At 36.0% G+C, this 20,400-nt stretch carries 11 protein-coding genes; 9 read left to right on the forward strand and 2 right to left on the reverse strand.

All coding sequences use genetic code 11. The features are described from left to right. Window positions 1-22 precede the first annotated feature (22 nt). The 9 genes from IHE43_RS08845 (at window position 23) to IHE43_RS08885 (ending at window position 16,164) form a co-directional block, all read left to right on the forward strand. Window positions 23-1,456, forward strand: coding sequence for an MFS transporter (locus tag IHE43_RS08845; protein ID WP_192187591.1), 1,434 nt, complete (start codon window positions 23-25; stop codon window positions 1,454-1,456). A gap of 36 nt (window positions 1,457-1,492) precedes the next feature. After that, window positions 1,493-2,527 carry a glycoside hydrolase family 43 protein gene (locus IHE43_RS08850; protein WP_192187592.1) on the forward strand — a complete coding sequence of 345 codons (1,035 nt, stop codon included), beginning with the start codon at window positions 1,493-1,495 and terminating at the stop codon, window positions 2,525-2,527. 1,052 nt (window positions 2,528-3,579) lie between these two features. Beyond that, on the forward strand, window positions 3,580-4,590 hold the full coding sequence (locus tag IHE43_RS08855; protein WP_192187593.1) for a GntR family transcriptional regulator: 1,011 nt from the start codon (window positions 3,580-3,582) through the stop codon (window positions 4,588-4,590). Between the two features lie 3 nt (window positions 4,591-4,593). Then, window positions 4,594-6,078 (forward strand): xylulokinase, encoded by a 1,485-nt coding sequence (locus IHE43_RS08860; RefSeq protein ID WP_192187594.1) that lies wholly within the window; start codon window positions 4,594-4,596, stop codon window positions 6,076-6,078. An 8-nt stretch (window positions 6,079-6,086) separates the two neighbouring features. Next, entirely contained in the window at window positions 6,087-7,412 is a 1,326-nt protein-coding gene (gene xylA, locus IHE43_RS08865) for a xylose isomerase (RefSeq protein ID WP_192187595.1), read from the forward strand. 339 nt (window positions 7,413-7,751) lie between these two features. Beyond that, window positions 7,752-8,411 (forward strand): fructose-6-phosphate aldolase, encoded by a 660-nt coding sequence (gene fsa, locus IHE43_RS08870; RefSeq protein ID WP_192187596.1) that lies wholly within the window; start codon window positions 7,752-7,754, stop codon window positions 8,409-8,411. 632 nt (window positions 8,412-9,043) lie between these two features. Beyond that, complete coding sequence (locus IHE43_RS08875) at window positions 9,044-12,088, forward strand: SusC/RagA family TonB-linked outer membrane protein (protein ID WP_370526718.1); 3,045 nt, start codon at window positions 9,044-9,046, stop codon at window positions 12,086-12,088. 12 nt (window positions 12,089-12,100) lie between these two features. After that, a complete protein-coding gene (locus tag IHE43_RS08880; RefSeq protein ID WP_192187598.1) occupies window positions 12,101-14,020 on the forward strand; it encodes a RagB/SusD family nutrient uptake outer membrane protein in 1,920 nt (639 codons plus the stop codon). A gap of 227 nt (window positions 14,021-14,247) precedes the next feature. Then, window positions 14,248-16,164, forward strand: a complete 1,917-nt coding sequence (locus tag IHE43_RS08885; protein ID WP_192187599.1) for a sialate O-acetylesterase — start codon at window positions 14,248-14,250, stop codon at window positions 16,162-16,164. 46 nt (window positions 16,165-16,210) lie between these two features. Here IHE43_RS08885 and IHE43_RS08890 read toward each other — a convergent pair whose 3' ends face one another. Together IHE43_RS08890 and IHE43_RS08895 are read right to left on the reverse strand one after the other, a co-directional pair. Then, window positions 16,211-19,840 carry a PAS domain S-box protein gene (locus IHE43_RS08890; protein WP_192187600.1) on the reverse strand — a complete coding sequence of 1,210 codons (3,630 nt, stop codon included), beginning with the start codon at window positions 19,838-19,840 and terminating at the stop codon, window positions 16,211-16,213. An 11-nt stretch (window positions 19,841-19,851) separates the two neighbouring features. Next, window positions 19,852-20,301: a response regulator gene (locus IHE43_RS08895; RefSeq protein ID WP_192187601.1), complete on the reverse strand. Its 450-nt coding sequence runs from the start codon at window positions 20,299-20,301 to the stop codon at window positions 19,852-19,854. Between the last annotated feature and the right edge of the window lie 99 nt (window positions 20,302-20,400).

Consider the following 20,400-nt stretch of genomic DNA (forward strand, 5'->3'; position numbering starts at 1 on the left):
CCAAAATAACCACAAAAGAAGAATGAATTTTAATACTCAAAAACTATCCATAAAAGAAAAAATTGGATACAGCTTAGGCGACCTTGCAGCCAATTTAGTTTTTCAGACCCTGATGACTTACCTGGCTTATTTTTATACCGATATTTATGGATTATCGCCTACAGATTCTTCTATTATTATGTTGGTTGTCGGTTTGATTGCAGCTTTTGTTTTTAATCCGATTATTGGTGTTTTGGCGGACAGAACCAGTACCAAATGGGGAAAATTCAGACCCTGGATTTTATGGACTGCAGTGCCGTTAGGAGTAATTGCTTTGTTGGCTTTTACAACTCCTAATTTCGCTTATCACGGTAAAGTAATTTATGCTGTTGTAACTTATACCTTGCTTTTACTTTTTTACGCAAGCAATAATTTGCCTTATTCGGCTTTGAGTGGTGTAATTACAGGTGATATGGGCGAACGCAATAGTTTGTCGTCTTATCGTTTTGTTGCCGTAATGTTTGCGCAGTTTTTTGTTCAGGTTTTTATGCTCGGAATTATAAAAAGTGCCGGAAATGGTGACAAAGCTGTTGGTATCGAAAAGGTAATGACCGTTTTGGCTATCATTGGAACTATAATGCTTTTAATTACTTTTTTCACGACTAAAGAACGTATCGTTCCGAAACCGGAACAGAAGTCAAGTGTTAAAGAAGATTTAAATGACTTAATGAAAAATAAACCATGGTTAATCATGCTGGCGCTGACAACTTTAGTGTTTATTACGTTAGCGATGAAAGGCGGGTCGTATGTTTATTATTTCGAAAATTATGTCGACAAACAACAATTGGCGATTTTTATTCAGCCTATTCTGGACGGTTTAGCTAATATTGGATTGAATCAATTTGGGAATGATCCTATTGCGGCAGGATTTGGTTTGTTTAATGCCGGCGGAATTATTTTTATGATCGTCGGAATCACTTTATCAAAAAGATTAGCAGATAAATACGGTAAGCGAAACATTTTTGGTTCCTTTCTATTTGTCTCTACTTTATTTATATTGGCTTTCTATTTCTTTTCTTCAAAATCAATCAGCCTGATTTTTGTCTCTCAAATCCTGCACGGATTCTTTTACGGAATCACAATCCCGATTCTGTGGGCCATGATTGCAGATGTTGCCGATTATTCAGAATGGTTAAATAACCGTCGTGCGACTGCCATTATTTTTTCGGCCATGATGGTGGGTTTAAAAGCCGGTTTGAGTATTGGAGGAGCTTTAACAACTTCATTGTTAGGGCATTTTGATTATGTTCCGAATTCATTAACCCAATCTGATATTGCAATTAACGGAATAAAACTGCTAGTCAGCGTTTTCCCTGCAATTCCATTTCTGATTGGTGTTGCGCTATTGTTTTTCTATAAAATAGACAAGAAAATGGAAATCCGGATTGAATCGGATTTAAAAGAAAGAAGAGCCTAGCTTATTTTAAAAAATTAAAAAAAAACCTGAAAAAAAATGCCTGAAGATAGTATTGAAAATATTGACTTTTTAGAGTTAAGTAAACGAGCAATCTCGAATCCATTAGTAAATCATATGTATACTGCTGATCCATCGGCACACGTTTTTAATGGAAAAATATATATTTATCCGTCACACGATATTGATGCCGGAATCCCTTTTAATGACAATGGAGATCATTTTGGAATGGAGGACTATCATGTCATTTCGATGGAAAACGTAAATGCTGAAGCAGTAGATAATGGTCTTGCTTTGCATGTAAATGATGTTCCGTGGGCAGAGCGACAAATGTGGGCGCCGGATGCTGCGTGCAAAAACGGAAAATACTATTTATACTTTCCGGCCAAACGTACCAACGGAATTTTTCAGATTGGAGTAGCAATAAGCGATTCGCCAACTGGTCCCTTTACACCAGAACCGGAAGCAATTAAAGGAAGTTACACTATTGATCCTGCAGTTTTTGAAGACAAAGATGGGAAACATTATATGTATTTTGGTGGTATTTGGGGAGGTCAGCTTCAAAAGTACCGAAACAATAAATACGATGAATCAAATGAAGAACCTTCTTCAAATGAACCTGCATTAGGGCCAATTGTAGCCTTATTATCGGATGACATGAAAGAATTTGCCGAAGAACCAAAAGAAATCAAAATTCTGGATGAAAATGGGGCTGTCTTATTAGCAGGCGATAATGATCGTCGTTTTTTTGAAGCTTCATGGGTGCATAAATATAATGGTAAATATTATTTCTCTTATTCAACCGGTGATACTCATTTTATTTGTTACGCGATAGGAGATACCCCATACGGGCCTTTTACGTATAAAGGCAGAATTCTGAACCCCGTAATTGGCTGGACTTCTCATCATTCTATTTGTGAGATTGAAAACGAGTGGTATTTGTTTTATCATGATTCAAGCTTGTCAAAAGGAGTAACGCATTTAAGATCTATCAAAGTGACCAAAATTGAATACAATGCGGATGGCTCGATTGTTACGATTGATCCTTATGATAGAAAGAGAAATAAGCATTAAAAAAATTTTAAGAAAATCACAACCGGTTGTTTGTGATGTAGTATTTGAGTGGTTTAATGAGTAAATAAGTCCCAGTGGGACATCATATTTAGAAAATTGATATGTTATTGCAAATAAACTCCATCTGGGTGTGATCATTGGTCGTAATATCGCTCCGTCGGAGCTTTTAGAATTGTGATGATTTTTTTGCTATAAATATTACGCTCCGTTGGAGCTCGGGATGTAGAATAATTTTGCATGAACTAAAAAAAATGAATTGTTACAAAGTCCGATAGGGATACCATATTTATAGAATTGAAATGTTATTGTAAATGAAACCCCATCGGGGTGACATGTTTTAGTTTTTGATCGCGCTCCGCCGGAGCTTTTAGAATTGTGATGATTTTTTTGCTATAAATATTACGCTCCGCTGGAGCTTGGGATGTAGAATAATTTTGCATGAACTAAAAAATAAGTAATTGTTACAAAGTCCGATAGGGATACCATATTTATAGAATTGAAATGTTATTGTAAATGAAACCCCATCGGGGTGACATGTTTTAGTTTTTGATCGCGTTCCGCTGGAGCTTTTAGAATTATGATGATTTTTTTGCTATAAATATTACGCTCCGCTGGAGCTTGGGATGTAGAATAATTTTGCATGAACTAAAAAATAAGTAATTGTAAGAAAGTCCCATAAGGACGACATATTTGTAGAATTGATACATTATTTGTAAATGGAACCCCATCGGGGTGACATGTTTTAGTTTTTGATCGTGCTCCGCTGGAGCTTTTAAAGTTGTAGTGATTTTTTGCTATATATATTACGCTGTGCTGAAGCTTTCAAAATTAGTATTATGCCACATCTTTTGAAAGCGATTTGCGTGAGGGATAGCAGTGGAAAGCCCGGAGCCTGACGAAGGAAGTGCGAGGACTTGTAGCGGATAGCCCGGCACGCCTTTTTCGGCGGGACACGCCCACATTATTTTAAAAGTTAACATTTTTATTGTAAAAAGTATTTTTTTATTACAAACATTTATCTAATTTAGCATACCAGAACAGAACGGAACAGTATGTTAAACGAAGCGCAGGAAAAATTTGTATTTGTAATCAATCACGACAGTGATATTCCGAAATACCAGCAGTTGGTCAACGGAATAAATAATGCCATTGCAGAGAATATTCTGCAAAAAGGAGATTTGCTTCCGTCTGTAAATGCAATTTGTAAAGAAAATCAGTTGTCAAGAGATACTGTTTTTAAAGCTTACACTATTTTGAAGGATCAGAATGTAATTGATTCTGTTCCGAATAAAGGCTATTACGTTTCAGGCGAGACACGAAAAGTGCTTTTGGTATTAGATACTTTCAAGGCCTATAAAGAAGTTTTGTATCACTCGTTTGTGAATAATTTGCCGGACAATGTAATTACCGATGTGCAGTTTCATCACTATAATATTGATGTTTTTAAAACCATCATTAATAACAGTGTCGGGAAATATTACAAATATGTGGTAATGAATTTTGATGATAAAGAAGTAGCGCCCACATTATCGGCAATTTCGAATGATAAATTGCTTTTGATTGATTGGAATATCCATTCAAAAAAAGAGAATAATTATATTTTTCAGGATTTCGGGAAATCATTTTATAACGCACTGAAAGAGGCTGTTGATTTGTTTAAAAAGTATAAAAGCATTCATTTTATTTATCCTGATTATACGAGTCATCCAAAAGAAACAGTAGTGTTTTTTAAGAAATTTTGTACCGATTTTAATTTTGAAAACGAAATTATTACCGATGCAAAAAAGTTCAATATCGAAAAAGGAATTGCTTACATCAGTATCAGCGACAGGATTTTAGGACATTTTTTAGAGCAATGCAAAGAGAAGGATTTAGAGCCTGGAGAAGATGTTGGCTTTTTATCTTACAATGAAACGCCAATGAAGAAATTTATATACAAAGGAATCTCGGTTGTATCAACTGATTTTAAGGAACTAGGAACAAAAGCTGCGGCATTTATCACGCATGATGAAGTTGTGCAGTGTTATATACCAACAAATTTAATTTTAAGAGAATCATTATAAGTTATGTATTATATAGGATATGATATTGGAAGCTCGTCTGTAAAAGTAGCTATCGTTGAGGCTGAAACAGGCAAAAAAATAATTGTTTTGAATGAGCCGCAAAACGAAATGGAAATTGTGTCGCTACATTCTGATTGGGCGGAACAGGATCCTGAAATTTGGTGGCAGCACATTTGCACGGCTACCAAAAGAGCTATTCGTGAAGCTAATATAGATGCATCTAAAATTCAGGGCGTTGGTATTTCCTATCAGATGCACGGATTGGTTATTGTGGATGATGCATGCAACCCTTTGCGTAACTCCATTATTTGGTGCGACAGCCGAGCGGTTGAAATTGGAAATAAGGCTTACGCCGAAATAGGGGCAGAAAAATGTTCAGAGCATTTGTTGAATTCTCCGGGAAATTTCACCGCTTCAAAATTAAAGTGGGTGAAGGAAAACGAACCTGAAATCTATAAGAAGATTTATAAATATATGTTGCCGGGTGATTATATTGCCTATAAACTTACCGGAAAAGTAACCACAACAAAAAATGGTTTGTCTGAAGGAATGCTTTGGGATTATAAAGAAAACAAAGTGGCCAACTGGTTGTTGGATTATTACGGAATCGATCAGTCGTTGACTCCGGAGATCGTTGAAAATTTTACCAATCAGGGAACTTTAAACGAAAAGGCTTCAAAAGAATCAGGACTTCCTGTTGGAATTCCGGTTGTTTACAGAGCAGGAGATCAGCCGAATAATGCCTTGGCATTAAATGTTTTAAATCCGGGAGAAGTGGCGGCAACAGGCGGAACTTCCGGAGTTTTTTATGCCGTAAGCGAAATGTCTACAGGAAATAAAACAAACAGGGTTAACAATTTTGTACACGTTAATTACGAAGTTGAAACACCCCGAATAGGTAAATTATTAAACATAAATGGCGCCGGAATTCAGTATCGCTGGCTGCGCAATAATATGGGTGATGAAACTTACGAATCAATGAATCGTAAAGCTTCAAAAATTGCAATTGGATCTGAAGGTGTAGTGGTAATTCCGTTTGGAAATGGTGCTGAGCGTATGTTCAACAACAAAAATATCGGAACTCACTTTTTAAATCTGAATTTAAATATTCACCACAGTGCGCATTTATTCAGAGCTTCTCTGGAAGGAATTGCCTTTTCATTTGTGTATGGAATGGAATGTTTAAAAGACGACAATGCTACAATTAATGTCATCAGAGCCGGAAACGACAATTTGTTTCGTTCTGAAATTTTCTCCAATACCGTTGCTACATTAATTGGACACGAAATCGAAATTTACAATACAACGGGAGCAGTTGGCGCGGCAAGAGCAGTTGGTTTAAAAGATGGTGATTACAATAAATTTGGTTCAAGTATTACAACGAACGATCACGTAATGACTTTTTTACCATTGAAAAACAAAGAGCCGTATGAAAAGGCATATCAGAAATGGAAACAAGAATTAGAATTAATATTAACAAATAAATAAAAGAACAAATGATAGTTTTAGGAAATAAAGAATACTACAAAGGTATAGGTCAAATTAAATTTGAGGGAAAGGAATCAGATAATCCTTTAGCATTTAAATATTACAATCCAGACCAGGTTGTAGCTGGAAAAACAATGCGTGAGCACTTTAGATTTGCGATTGCTTACTGGCATACTTTCTGCGGACAGGGAAGTGATCCATTCGGACCTGGAACGCAACATTTTCCTTGGGATCAGCCTACAGATGCTATCGCTGCCGCAAAAGAAAAAGCAGATGCAGCATTCGAATTCATTACCAAAATGGGATTTGACTATTACTGTTTTCACGATTATGACTTGGTTAATGAAGGAGCTACTTTCGCAGAATCAGAAAGCAGATTGGCTACCATTACAGAATATTTGAAAGAAAAACAAGCCGCTTCCGGAGTGAAATTACTTTGGGGAACTGCAAACTGTTTTTCTAATCCAAGATATATGAACGGTGCTGCTACTAATCCGGATTTTAATGTATTGGCAAGAGCTGGAGGTCAAATAAAATTGGCATTGGATGCTACTATTGCTTTAGGAGGAGAAAACTATGTATTCTGGGGAGGTCGTGAAGGTTATATGACTTTGCTGAACACAGATATGGGAAGAGAATTGGATCATATGGGACAATTCCTGGCTCAGGCAAGAGATTACGCAAGAGCACAAGGATTCAAAGGAAATTTCTTCATTGAGCCAAAACCTATGGAACCAATGAAACACCAATATGATTTTGATTCGGCTACAGCTATTGGATTTTTGCATAAATACGGCTTAGAGAAAGATTTCAAGATGAACATCGAGGTGAATCACGCTACATTAGCTCAACACACTTTTCAACACGAAATGGAAGTAGCTGCCAAAGCGGGAATGTTAGGAAGTTTAGATGCAAACAGAGGTGATTACCAAAACGGATGGGATACCGATCAATTCCCAAATAACATCCAGGAAGTTACAGAAGCAATGTTGGTTTTCTTAAAAGCAGGTGGACTACAAGGTGGAGGAGTTAATTTTGATGCAAAAATTAGAAGGAACTCTACAGATATGGAAGATGTATTCTTAGCTCACATTGGTGGGGCCGATACTTTTGCCAGAGCATTATTAACGGCTGACAAAATTATCACATCTTCTCCTTATGATAAATTAAGAACACAACGTTATAGTTCTTTCGATTCTGGAAACGGAAAAGCTTTTGAAGAAGGAAAATTAAGTCTGACTGATTTATATAAAATTGCCCAGGAAAATGGTGAATTGAATTTACAAAGCGGTAAACAAGAATTGTTCGAAAATATCATCAATCAGTATATTTAATTGATTGAAAAGAGAAAAATAATTTTCGGTTATTGAAGTTACATCGAAATCAAGATTGTTTTTTGTAGTTTTTTTATCTCTGGCAAATATTTAGGTTAGTGTATTTGTCCGGGAGAATGAAGTGAATTATTTAGTAATTTATGACCGTTGATGTTGAAGAGGTCAACGGTCATATCATTAAATTTTCTTCAAATAAATAGTTTCTCAAACTGTTTTAACGGTGATTTCTTTGCTGTTTTCAAATTTCAATATACAATCATACTGCTGATTTCTAATTCATTTATGGAATTGGATGCAGGAAACTATTACTTATCAAATAAAAATTTAAACCACAAACCAATGAAATTTTTTATAGACACTGCCAATTTAGAAGATATTAAAGAAGCTCAGGCTTTAGGCGTTTTAGATGGCGTTACGACAAATCCGTCCTTAATGGCCAAAGAAGGAATTACAGGAAAAGATAGTATTTTGAAACATTATCTGGCTATCTGCAATATTGTAGACGGAGACGTTTCTGCAGAAGTTATTTCGACAGATTTTGACGGAATGATTAGAGAAGGCGAGGAACTTGCGGCTTTGCACAAGCAAATCGTAGTGAAGTTGCCAATGATCGCTGACGGAATTAAAGCGTGTAAATATTTTTCAGATAAAGGAATCAGAACCAATGTTACTTTAGTTTTTTCGCCGGGACAAGCTTTATTGGCTGCAAAAGCCGGTGCAACTTATGTATCTCCGTTTTTAGGAAGACTGGATGACATCTCAACAGACGGAATGCATTTGATTTCAGAAATCAGAGAGATTTATGATAATTATGCTTTCAATACTCAAATACTTTCAGCTTCTATCAGACATACGATGCACGTAGTGAATTGTGCCAAAGTAGGATCTGATGTAATGACCGGACCATTATCGTCTATTAAGGGATTGTTGAAACATCCTTTGACAGATATTGGACTAAATCAATTTATTGAAGATGCTAAAAGATGCAGCTTTAAGTAAAAATAAATCCATTATTAGAGATAAAAATCTTTTTTACTTTTTTAAGAACTCCTTTACTTTTTAGTAGGAGTTTTTTTGTTTTAAAACAAACGATTGTGTGAAAATAAAATTAATGAGATAAAAATATTCAAAATTATATTTTTCACCTGTTTTTCATTAATGAATAAGCGTATTGCCGCTGTTTACTAAGGTTTAAAGTTGGCAATTAGTAAAAATAAACTTTCTTTTTTCAGGCCAGGAGTATTGCTGCTACTGGCATAACAATTTTTACTTTTTTCGTATTAAATTTTATAATCGGTTAATTTACTTTTAAAATTTAGATTGTTAATGCTTTGTTCGTTATGATATGAACAAACTTTTATCTTAAAAATTATACTTACCCTATTTTATTCTGGCTTTTTTTTCGATATAAATAAAAAAATATTACGCAACCGATTGTGTGTTTTATATTTTTATTTATATTTGTTAAATGAATATTAAAAAAGAGTCTTAATCTGACTATTCAGACAACTTCTCATTTTAATCTTTCATACAGTAAAAAAAACTAACTCAACCATTCTATTAATTATCTAAATCAATTTTTTATGACTAACTTTTTTACAATTAAAAGCAAATCAAAACTCCTAAAGTGCTTGGGGTTTCTATCGCTGATGTTTCTGTTTTCTTTGAGTGCCAGTGCTCAGACAACAGTTACTGGAGTTGTTTCTGATGCTACTGGGCCTATTCCGGGTGCCAATGTGAATATTAAAGGCACTAAAACAGGTGTTGTTACAGGTTTTGATGGAAATTATACTATTACGAATGTTCCTTCTAATGGAGTATTGGTATTTAGTTTTCTTGGTTTAACAACTAAAGAAGTGCCTGTTGCAGGTAAAACTAAGATTGATGCAGTATTACAGGAAAATTCTAATGCGCTGCAGGAAGTTGTCGTTATTGGTTATGGTACTCAGCGAAAAGAAGCAGTAACAGGTTCTGTTGCTTCCATTAAAGGAGATATAGTTCGCGAAGTGCCATCGGCTAATATTACGCAGGCTTTACAAGGGCGTTTAGCCGGAGTACAGATGACGCAAACCTCATCTAAGCCAGGTGCTGAAATGCAAATTCGTATTAGAGGTACGCGCTCCTTAACAGCAGATAATAATCCATTGGTAGTACTGGATGGAATTCCTTTCGCTGGTTCAATTGGCGATATTAGTCCGGACAATATTAAAAGTGTTGACATTTTAAAAGATGCTTCGGCAACTGCTATTTACGGATCACGTGGTGCCAATGGTGTCATTTTGATATCAACAAATAAAGGTCAAAAGGGGCAAAAAGCAACCTTTACCTACAATACCTACAGTGGTTTAAAAAATATTTTTGCCAAATTCCCAATGATGAACAATTCAGAATTTGTTGCATTACGTAAAATAGCTACTCTGCCGGGTTCTACTGCGCCGCTTTATGCAAACGGTCCGGACGAAGCTGATAATGTAAATACAGATTGGCAGGATTTGATGTTTAGATCAGGTATCGTAACAAATCATGATATAGGAGTTTCTAGTGGTACTGAAACTGGTAACTATAATTTTGGAGCTAGTTATTACAAGGAAGAAGCGGTATTACCTGGACAGGATTACGCACGTTTGACTCTGAGAGGTGCTGTTGATCAGGCAATTGGTAAGTATTTCAAATTTGGTTTTACTACAAATAACAATTACTCCATTACAAACGGAGGTAATTTAGGTCTATACAGTACTTTAAGTACAACGCCAATTGCTAATCCATATAATGCTAATGGTTCCCTGAAAAGAACTGTTAAGATGCCATTAGATGAAAACTGGGTATATACAAGAGAAACTATAGAAAATTTGGACGATAAATGGATCGACCAGACAAAAGCATATAGTTCTTACAACAATTTATACGCTGAGTTAAAAATACCCGGTGTTGAAGGTTTAAAATATCATATCGATTTAGGCGGTAATTTCCGTACTACTAATGGAGGTCAATATACAGGAGAAGGCGTATTTAGTGTCAATCCTACAACAGTTTCAACGGCTCAGATTGTTAACACTCTGAGTACTAACTGGGCAATCCAAAACTTACTTTCTTACGATCGTACCTTTGGAAAACATCAGGTAAATGCAGTCGCTATGTTCTCTTCTGAACAAACCAGTTACAACAGATCACAAATTAATGCAAAGGATGTTCCCTCTGATTCTTTTCAATTTTATAACTTAGGAAGAGCTGCAGGCGAGATTTCGATTAACCCGGACAATCAGGATTATTATAAAAGTGGATTAATTTCTTATATGGCGCGTGCCATGTATTCTTATGACAATCGTTATATGATTACGGCTACTATTAGATCAGACGCTTCTTCAAGACTTGCGGAAGGACATAAATGGCATACCTATCCTGCTTTATCAGCCGGATGGAATGTTAAAAATGAATCCTTTATGCAAGATGTCAGCTGGTTAGACCAGTTAAAGTTACGTGCGGGTTATGGAGAAACTTCTAACCAGGCAGTTGCCCCTTACTCTACACTTGGACTTTTAGCTTCCAGACCATACAATTTTGGAGATGTAAACACTACAGGATATTATGTGTCTAAGCTGCCTAATCCTGATTTGGGTTGGGAATATTCCAGCACAATAAACTACGGAGTGGATTTTGCTTTCTTTAGAAATCGTTTAACCGGTACAGCAGAGTACTATGTTACAGATACAAAAGATATTCTTCTTGATGTAAACCTGCCTCCAACAGCCGGTGTTGGTAGTTACACGGCAAATGTGGGAGAAACTCAAAATAAAGGTTATGAATTGACTCTTAATGGAGCAATATTAGACAACTTTCATGGCTGGTCGTGGGATGTTGGAGTAAACTATTATTCTAACAAAAACAAGTTGGTTGCACTTTCTTCAGGACAACAAAGAGACGAAAACAACTGGTGGTTTGTAGGGCACCCAATTGATGTCATCTATGATTATCAAAAAATAGGACTTTGGCAGGAAGGAGATGCAAATCTTACTAAATATGAGCCAGGAGGAAATGTGGGTATGATTAAAGTTAAATATGCAGGCGATTTCAATGCAGATGGTACGCCTACAAGACAAATTGGACCAGCAGACAGACAAATAATAGATGTAAATCCTGATTTTCAGGGAGGTTTCAACACTCGTGTAGCTTATAAAAATTTGGATCTTAGTGTAGTAGGTGCTTTTCAAAGTGGTGGAGTTCTTATTAGTACGCTGTACTCTTCATCAGGTTACCTAAATATGTTAAGCGGACGTAGAGGAAACGTAAAAGTAGACTACTGGACACCTGAAAATACAGATGCAAAATATCCAAGACCAGGAGGTGCTACAAGTAACGACAATCCAAAATACGGATCTACTTTAGGATACTTTGATGCTTCTTATGTTAAAATTCGTACGATAACCCTTGGTTATAATGTTACAGAAAAATTTATTAGGGATTTAGGAGTTGATAGATTTCGTCTTTACTGTACTATACAAAATCCGTTCGTAATCTATTCACCTTACCACAAAGAAACAGGTATGGATCCCGAAACCAATTCATATGGTAACGAAAATGCAGCAACAACTGATTTTTACAAAAGACGTCTGCTAACATTGGGAACAAACACGCCTTCAACGCGTACTGTCTTACTTGGCCTTAATTTAACATTTTAAAAAAAGATAACGATGAAACCGATACAAATAAAAACTTTTATGGTAACAGCAATGATAACGCTGTTCCTGGGAGCCTGTTCTAATGTTTTAGAAGAAGAACCTCGCAGTATTTACACTCCCGAATATTTTAAAACGGAAAAAGGGGTTATTGGAGGATTAACGTCAATGTATGCACACTTACGTTATATTTACGGACAAGGTTACTATTACAATACAACTGAGACCGGAACTGATGAAGCAACTTACGCACAAAGTGCTGATGGAAACTTCAAGGATATGGACCTTTCCGGAGTAGGATCGATTACGCCTTCTTCCAGCCGTACCGATGCTTTGTGGCAACCTGCCTTCATTAACATCAATACTGCCAGTGGTATTATTGAAAATGCTCAGGCAATTGGAACTATTTCAAATGGAATGATTGCCGAAGCCAGATTTTTTCGTGCATTTGACTACTTTATGTTAGTTCAGACTTTCGGTGGAGTTCCATTAGATTTGGGTGCAGGAGAACTTAAATTCAACACAAGTCCTTCGAGATTTTCTGTTAGAAATACCGTGCCACAGGTTTATACCAAAGCTATTTTTCCGGATTTAGTGACAGCGGCAAATGATTTGCCAGATGTTGGAAGAGTAAAAGGCGGGGTAACTAAAACAGCTGCCAGACTTTATTTGGCTAAAGCTTATTTAACGTATGCATGGTGGTTGAAAAATCCAAATAACATTCCAACTTATCCGGAAGCTACTCGCGTTGATCCTGACGGACATGATGCAGCCTGGTATTTTCAAAAAGCTTATGATGTGGCAGCGGCCGGAATTGATAGTCACGGTTCATTTGCATTACAAGCTACCTATTATGATGTAAACTTAGGAAGCAATGACCGCAACAGCGAAATTCTATTGTATGCGGACCACACTGAAAAAAGCGAATTTTTTAATGCCAGCAGTTTAACCTTTTCAAGTGGTTCTGCACCTGAAAATTTTGCTGTTTGGATGATGACTCCAAATTACACCAACATCAGAAGTTCAGGAGTAAGTTCAGTACAACGTGAAGCAGAGCAACATTTAGGACGCCCTTTTGTTCGTATGTGTCCAACTATTGGCGCAATCACAAACACATTTGCAGACAAAACAAATGATTCTCGTTACGATGGTACATTTACAACAGTGTATCGTGGCAACTGGAATAAAGCAGGAAATACTTCGCCAACATTAAATAATGCTAACGGCTTACCGGTTGCTCCGGGAGGTGCCATACTTTCATTCCTGAATAATGATGATCCATCAGTTGTTTATAATACTGCAAACGGAGCTGTGGGAGCAGGAGTATTGCCGGGAAGATCAGATTTTGTTATAGCACCAAGTGGAATAAGCAGAATTTTATTCCCTGGATTATGGAAACTGGGAGTTTACCGTACTGATGGTGCCGGAGGATTAGGTCAGCCTAATGCAGCAAGTACCCGTCCTTTTAATATAGCTAAATTATCAGAACTATATTTAATTGCAGCAGAAGCAGCGGTAATGGGTGCAGCTCCTCAAGGCGGAAAAAGTGCCAGAGAATTAGTAAATGTTTTACGTGCCCGTGCCGGAAAATGGAGATTTGACAACAATGGGAATGTGGTAAAAACAGTAGATAATAGTGCTGCAATGACTGCAGCGACACCTGCAATTATTGATATTAACTACATCTTAGCAGAACGTTCACGTGAATATTTTGGCGAAGGGTATCGTTGGTATGATTTAATTCGTACTCAAAAATGGGCAGAACTTGCAGGCTCATACCAAATTTGTGGTCCAGCTTATGGAAATCACACACCATTAACCGTAGCCAGAGACATTAAAGCATATCTCTATTTACGCCCGATTCCTCAATCTCAATTTGATGCCATGATAATGACCGCTGAAGAAAAAGCAGTTTATCAGAATCCGGGATACTAAAAAGAATTAAATATTGAGACAAATTTGGTTAGATCTAAAAGTAGTTAGTAGTTATAAGTTCTTTTACAGATTATTTATAACATAATGTAAGTTTGTTTCCAAAAAAGCCGGGAGTTTATTTCTTTCGGCTTTTTGTTGTTGAAGTAATGAAATGTTTTTATTGTAAATATTTCAGCGTAAATTCAACAACAGAACAATGATAATCCGGATTTTAAAAGAAAAATAAAATGAAAAAAATACTCATCTTTATAACATTGTTTATTTGTAGCGGTATTTATGCTCAGATAAAATTGCCGAGGTTAATTAGCGATGGAATGGTTTTGCAACGCAATATTCCGCTGAAAATATGGGGCTGGGCATCGCCAAATGAAAAGATCGAAATTAACTTCAATCAAAAAAAGTTTAAAACGACAGCTGCGAAAGACGGGAACTGGATCGTTACACTGCCGTCTCAAAAAGCAGGAGGACCATACGAAATGACTTTATCTGCCAGCAATACTATTGTGCTGAAAAATATCCTGATTGGTGATGTCTGGCTTTGTTCAGGACAATCTAATATGGAGCTTCCAATGGAACGTGTTAAGGGTAAATATAAAGAGGTAATTGCAAAAATTGATAATAACAATATCAGACAATTTTTAGTACCTGATCAATATGAATTTGCAAAAGAAAATAGAGATTTTTTATCAGGAGAATGGCTTTCGGCTAATCCGGAAAATATCTTAAAATTCTCAGCAGTAGCTTATTTTTTTGCGGATGAAATCTATCAAAAATATAAAATCCCAATTGGATTAATTAATAGCGCTTTAGGAGGTTCTCCTGCCGAATCATGGATCAGTGTAGAAGCGGTTAAAAAGTTTCCTGAATATGATGTTGAATATCAGAAATTCAAAGATGGAACATTAGGTGCTCAAATTGAAGCAAGTGATAAAAAGATTAACTCGACCTGGTACTCCACGATAAATAATGAGGATGAAGGTTTGAAAAATAAATGGTCAAATCCTGACTTGGAAGATAGTGACTGGAAAAACATGAATATTCCCGGATATTGGGCTGACAATGAACTAGGAAATGTAAATGGTGTTGTTTGGTTCCGAAAAGAATTTGCAGTTTCAAATTTAAAAGAAAGCAATGCGAAACTAATTTTAGGAAGAATTGTCGATGCTGATTCGGTTTATGTAAACGGCCATTTTGTGGGCACAACATCGTATATGTATCCGCCAAGAATTTATCCTTTTGATGCGAAGTTTCTAAAAGAAGGAAAAAATGAAATTGCCATTCGCGTAATCAATAATTCAGGACGAGGTGGTTTTGTTGAAGATAAACCATACGAATTGATTTTAGGTAATGAAGTTATCGATTTGAAAGGTTCATGGAAATACAAATTAGGAGTAAAAATGCTGCCTTTGCCGCCGCAGACTTTTATAAGATGGAAACCTGTTGGATTGTACAATGCGATGATTGCGCCTTTGAAAAATTATGCGATAAAAGGCGTGCTTTGGTATCAGGGAGAATCGAGCACTAAAAAGCCACAGGAATATTCGGCATTGATGGAAACCTTAATTACGAATTGGAGAGCAGAGTGGAAGCAAGGTGCTTTTCCGTTTTTATATGTACAGCTTACTAATTTTATGGCTCCAAAAACAGAGCCAGGCGAAAGTAACTGGGCTGCATTGAGACAACAGCAAAAAAATACTTTAGGAGTTCCGAATACAGGAATGGCAGTAACAATTGACATTGGGGAATGGAATGATATTCACCCTTTAAACAAATACGATGTTGGAAAAAGACTTTCTTTATTGGCCAGAAAAATGGTTTATGGAGAAAAAAATCTTGTTGCTTCAGGGCCACTTTTTAAATCTATGGTACAAAAAGGAAATGCACTTGTTTTGAGTTTTACCGATATCGGAACAGGTTTAATGGCTAAAGACAACAAACCTTTGAAGGCTTTTGAAATTGCTGGAGAAGACGGTAAATTTGTTTGGGCTAATGCCATAATTGAAGGCGATAAGATTATAGTTTCAAACGCGACTGTTTTAAATCCAACAAGAGTACGTTATGCCTGGGCAGACAATCCGGATCAGGCTAATTTATACAATAAAGAAAATTTGCCGGCTTCTCCTTTTGAAGCCAAATTGAATTAGTATTAAAAAAAAGCAGGATTTCAATACGAAATCCTGCTTTTTTATTTTATTGTTTTTGAACCGGAAGATAAATATCAAAAGTAGCTCCTTTGTTCTTTTCACCTGTAGCGGTAATAATTCCGTTGTGGTTGTCTACAATTTTTTTCACAATGGCAAGTCCAATTCCAGTTCCTGTATATTCTAACTTCCCATGTAAACGCTGGAAAACTTCAAAAATTTTGGAGCTGTATTGCTGTTCAAAACCAATTCCGTTGTCAGAAATCTGGATATGGCAATAGTTGGTGTCTTCTTCCAGTCTTTTATCATTTAAAAGTGCTCCTTTTACAATTTTACTTTGAATTTTTATGACAATTGGTGTTTCAGGATTTGAGAATTTAAGGGAATTGCTCACTAAATTATATAAAAGCTGTCTAAATTGAAACGGAATAATATTAACTTCACAATTCTCACAGTTTTCAATTGTGGCATTTTTTTGTTCAATTTCTTCTTTTAAATCGTCTTTTACTTCATCAATAATTTTAGAAAGATCAGTTTTCTCAAAAACGCGTTCCTGAATATTAGTTCTGGAATAAGAAAGTAAATCATTAATTAACGTTTGCATTCGTTGTGCAGCATTTTGCATTCGTTGAAATTTATCTTTACCTGCACTGGATAAGTTTTCAAACTCTTTTTCCAGAATTAATGTAGCAAAAGTTTGAATTTTCCTTAGAGGTTCCTGCAAATCATGACTGGAGATATAAGCAAATGACTGAAGTTCCTGATTCATTTTCTCCAGCTCTGCATTTTTTTGTTCCAGTTCTAAAGCATTTAGTTTTATTTTATCATCCGCTTTCTTTTTCTCTGTTAAATCGTGTGTCACTTTTGAAAAACCAATAACCTGACCTTTTTTATTATGAACGGCTGTAATGACAACACTTGCCCAGAAGTGACTTCCATCTTTACGAACGCGCCAGCCTTCTTGTTTCGCTTTTCCTTTTTCTATAGCAATAGTGAGGAGTTTTTTAGGAAGATTGCTTTTTTGATCTGATTCGGTGTAAAAATTAGAGAAATTTTTCCCAATAATTTCTTCGGCCTTATAGCCTTTTATTTTTTCAGCACCTAAATTCCAATTCTCAACAATTCCTTCACGATTAAGATACAAAATAGCGTAATCCTGAACTTCTTCAACCATTAAATGATAACGTTCTTCACTTTTTTGGAGTGATTCGTTCATTAAATTTAATTCTTTAGTTCTGGCAGTTACTTGTTGCTCCAGTTCATGCGTAAAAGCTTTTTCGGTATGAATGTCAGTAAAGGCACCAACCCATTTGATTATAGTATTGTCTACATCTAAAACTGGTTCGCCAATTACGGTATGCCATCTGTAATTGCCATCTTTTCTTCTAACACGAACATCACAGCGGTACGCTTCGCCAGTAGCTAAACTATGGCTCCATATTTTGGCATTTTCGTCAAAATCATCAGGATGAATCATCGCTCTCCATTCCGCTTCGCCAACAGGGTGAATTCCGGTGTATTCAAACCATTTTCCTGAAGCGAATAATGCATTTCCTTTTTCATCGGTTTCCCAAATTAATTGTGGAATGCTTTCAGTTAGTGAGCGAAATTTTTTCTCGCTTTCTTCGAGTTCATGTTGATGATTTTTTTCATCAGTAATATCTCTTATGGTTCCTATTAACTTTTCTGGTTTATTATCTTCATCATAGAAAAGTTTCCCCTTGCCTTCCATCCAATGAATTGAGCCGTCAATCCAAATCATTCTGGCTTCATAATTCAGATAACCAGTAGTTAGAGCTTCTTTAAAAGCTTTATTTCGAATAGGCATATCATCCGGATGAAGATGTTTGAGTAATTGATCGTGAGTTAATTTTTTATTCTCTTTGTAACCACCAACAATTTCGAGATATTTTTGCGAATAAATAGGTTCCCTTGTTTTTACGTTCAATTCCCAGGTTCCTAATTCACTGGCCTCTAAGATAATTTTAAGCCTTTCTTCGTTTTGTTCTATTTCTTTTCTGGTGTCAACTTTTTCGCTGACTTCAGTGACAGTTACGATGATGCCTGAAATGGTTCCGTCTTCTTCTTTTAAGGGAGAATACAGAAAATCAAAATAGGAGATTCTTAGTTTTCCATAACGATTAAGCGGAATAGGGACTTCATACCCGTGAAACGGAACTCCGGTCGTTAAAACATTATATAATAAAGAACTTACACTTTCCTCAACTTCCGGTAAGGAATCAAATAAAGGTCTTCCAATAAAGGTGCTTTCTGGTCTGTCAACTAATTTTAGATAAGCCTCATTGGCCATTTCAACCATATAGTTGGAGCCACGTAAAATCGTAATTCCTATAGGAGCTTGTTTTACTGTATTTCTGAAACGTTTGTCACTTTCTTCTATTCTTTTTTTAGCGAGATTAAGATCGGTAGTTTCAGCTGCGGTATTCATTACACCATAAATGTTCCCATTTATATCATACAATGGTGTAAAACTATAATCAAAATAAAAGGTTTCTAATGCACCATTTATAGTAAGATCAATACGGGTATTTTTAGAATGGAAAGATTCACCAGTTTCAAAAACACGACTAATTTGATCAAAAACCAATTGATTATCAAGTTCCGGCAAAATTTCTGTATATAATTTTCCAACGACATCATTACCTTTTCCCCAAACATCCATAATAGCTTGGTTAGCAAGTTCAATGCGTTTTTCTTTCCCTACATAAACACCAATCGGGAAAGGCGCATTATCTACTAATTGTCTTATTTTTTGCTCGCTTTCTATAACTTTAGAACGCGCTAAAACTTGTGCAGTTACTTCAGTCCCTACAACCGCAACACCAGAAATTGTACCGTCTACAGCTCTGAGCGCTTCATAAACAAAATTAATATAAGTGTTTTCTATTTTTCCATTACGGGGAAGTTGAATGAGGTGTTCATTAGCAATGAATTTCTCACCAGTTTTATAAACATTATTCAGTAAAATTTCTAAATCCTGATTTTGGGCTTCAGGCAGGGCTTCAAAAATAGGTTTATTAATTACCTTTTCAAGTTCTGTTCCCCATAGCTGAATCATCTGATCATTGGCAATTTCAACTATATGATTTTCTCCCCTAAATACACACATTGCGCCTGGCGCCTGCATAATGTTATTTATAAAGCGATCATTATTTTCTTTTAACGCTTCAGTGGCTCTTTTCTTTTCGGTAGTTTCGATTACAGTAACGAACACTCCGCCAACTGAACCATCTTCTTTTCTAATTGGACTGTATGAAAAATCAAAGTAGCATTCTTCTATAAAACCATTTCTGTTTAATGGTAACATAAAATCAGGGAAACCAACAGGCTTACCTTCCATTACGCCATCAAACATAGGCCCGATTATGTCCCATATTTCAGAGAATGTTTGTTTGGTACTAATTCCTAAAGCTTCAGGATGTTTTGTCGAACCTAAAATGGGCCGATATCCGTCATTGTATAACTGTGTATAATCATCACCCCATGCAATATACATTCCGAAAGGATTGTCCAGCATCATTGCCACCATCGTACAAAGGCTTTGAGGCCAGGTTGAAGGATCGCCTAGTGCCGTTTTACTCCAGTCTTTGGCACGAATCAATTCGCCCATTTCTCCACCACCGGCTAGAAAATAATGTTCCTTATTTGTACGGCTCATTCTAAAACTATTTAAGGTTGAAGAACAAAATGCTCTCGTACAGGTTGTTTTAATTTATTTTCGGAAACTACATCGAGAGCATTACCAATCACTTTTTTTAATTTAGAAAATTCTCCGGGTTTACGAATATAATAAGTCGCACCTTTTTTATACATCAAATCAACAATTTCGGTATCCAGAGATGTTGAGAAAATAATTATTGGCAGCGTATGGAGTTCTTCAATTTCTTTTATTTCTTTCAGGCATTCATGACCATTTTTACGAGGCATATTAAGATCAAGAAATAGTATATCCGGTAAATTTTTAAAAGAATTAGCGGCTAAATAATCCATAAGCTGAACACCATCGTTAACAACAACAAGAGATACCGGAAGCGATAATTCGTCAAGTGCTTCTTTAAAAAAAGCGCAATCGTCTTCATCATCGTCCGCTAGTAAAAGATTGTAATGTTGTTTATTCATTTTATTGTAGGATATAATCGGGGTTAAAATAGTTTTTTATTAAATAATCTCATCCTGTTTAAGTTAGATGAGGTTTTAAATGTTTTGTTTATGACTAAG

This window comes from Flavobacterium sp. MDT1-60, assembly GCF_014844035.1.
In the GTDB taxonomy this organism is placed as follows: Bacteria; Bacteroidota; Bacteroidia; order Flavobacteriales; family Flavobacteriaceae; genus Flavobacterium.

Bases quoted from the DNA above. Each gene is read 5' to 3' on its own strand.
- IHE43_RS08845 (WP_192187591.1), top strand. From the start codon at position 23: ATGAATTTTAATACTCAAAAACTATCCATAAAAGAAAAAATTGGATAC.
- IHE43_RS08850 (WP_192187592.1), top strand. From the start codon at position 1,493: ATGCCTGAAGATAGTATTGAAAATATTGACTTTTTAGAGTTAAGTAAA.
- IHE43_RS08855 (WP_192187593.1), top strand. From the start codon at position 3,580: ATGTTAAACGAAGCGCAGGAAAAATTTGTATTTGTAATCAATCACGAC.
- IHE43_RS08860 (WP_192187594.1), top strand. From the start codon at position 4,594: ATGTATTATATAGGATATGATATTGGAAGCTCGTCTGTAAAAGTAGCT.
- xylA (WP_192187595.1), top strand. From the start codon at position 6,087: ATGATAGTTTTAGGAAATAAAGAATACTACAAAGGTATAGGTCAAATT.
- fsa (WP_192187596.1), top strand. From the start codon at position 7,752: ATGAAATTTTTTATAGACACTGCCAATTTAGAAGATATTAAAGAAGCT.
- IHE43_RS08880 (WP_192187598.1), top strand. From the start codon at position 12,101: ATGAAACCGATACAAATAAAAACTTTTATGGTAACAGCAATGATAACG.
- IHE43_RS08885 (WP_192187599.1), top strand. From the start codon at position 14,248: ATGAAAAAAATACTCATCTTTATAACATTGTTTATTTGTAGCGGTATT.
- IHE43_RS08890 (WP_192187600.1), bottom strand. From the start codon at position 19,840: ATGAGCCGTACAAATAAGGAACATTATTTTCTAGCCGGTGGTGGAGAA.
- IHE43_RS08895 (WP_192187601.1), bottom strand. From the start codon at position 20,301: ATGAATAAACAACATTACAATCTTTTACTAGCGGACGATGATGAAGAC.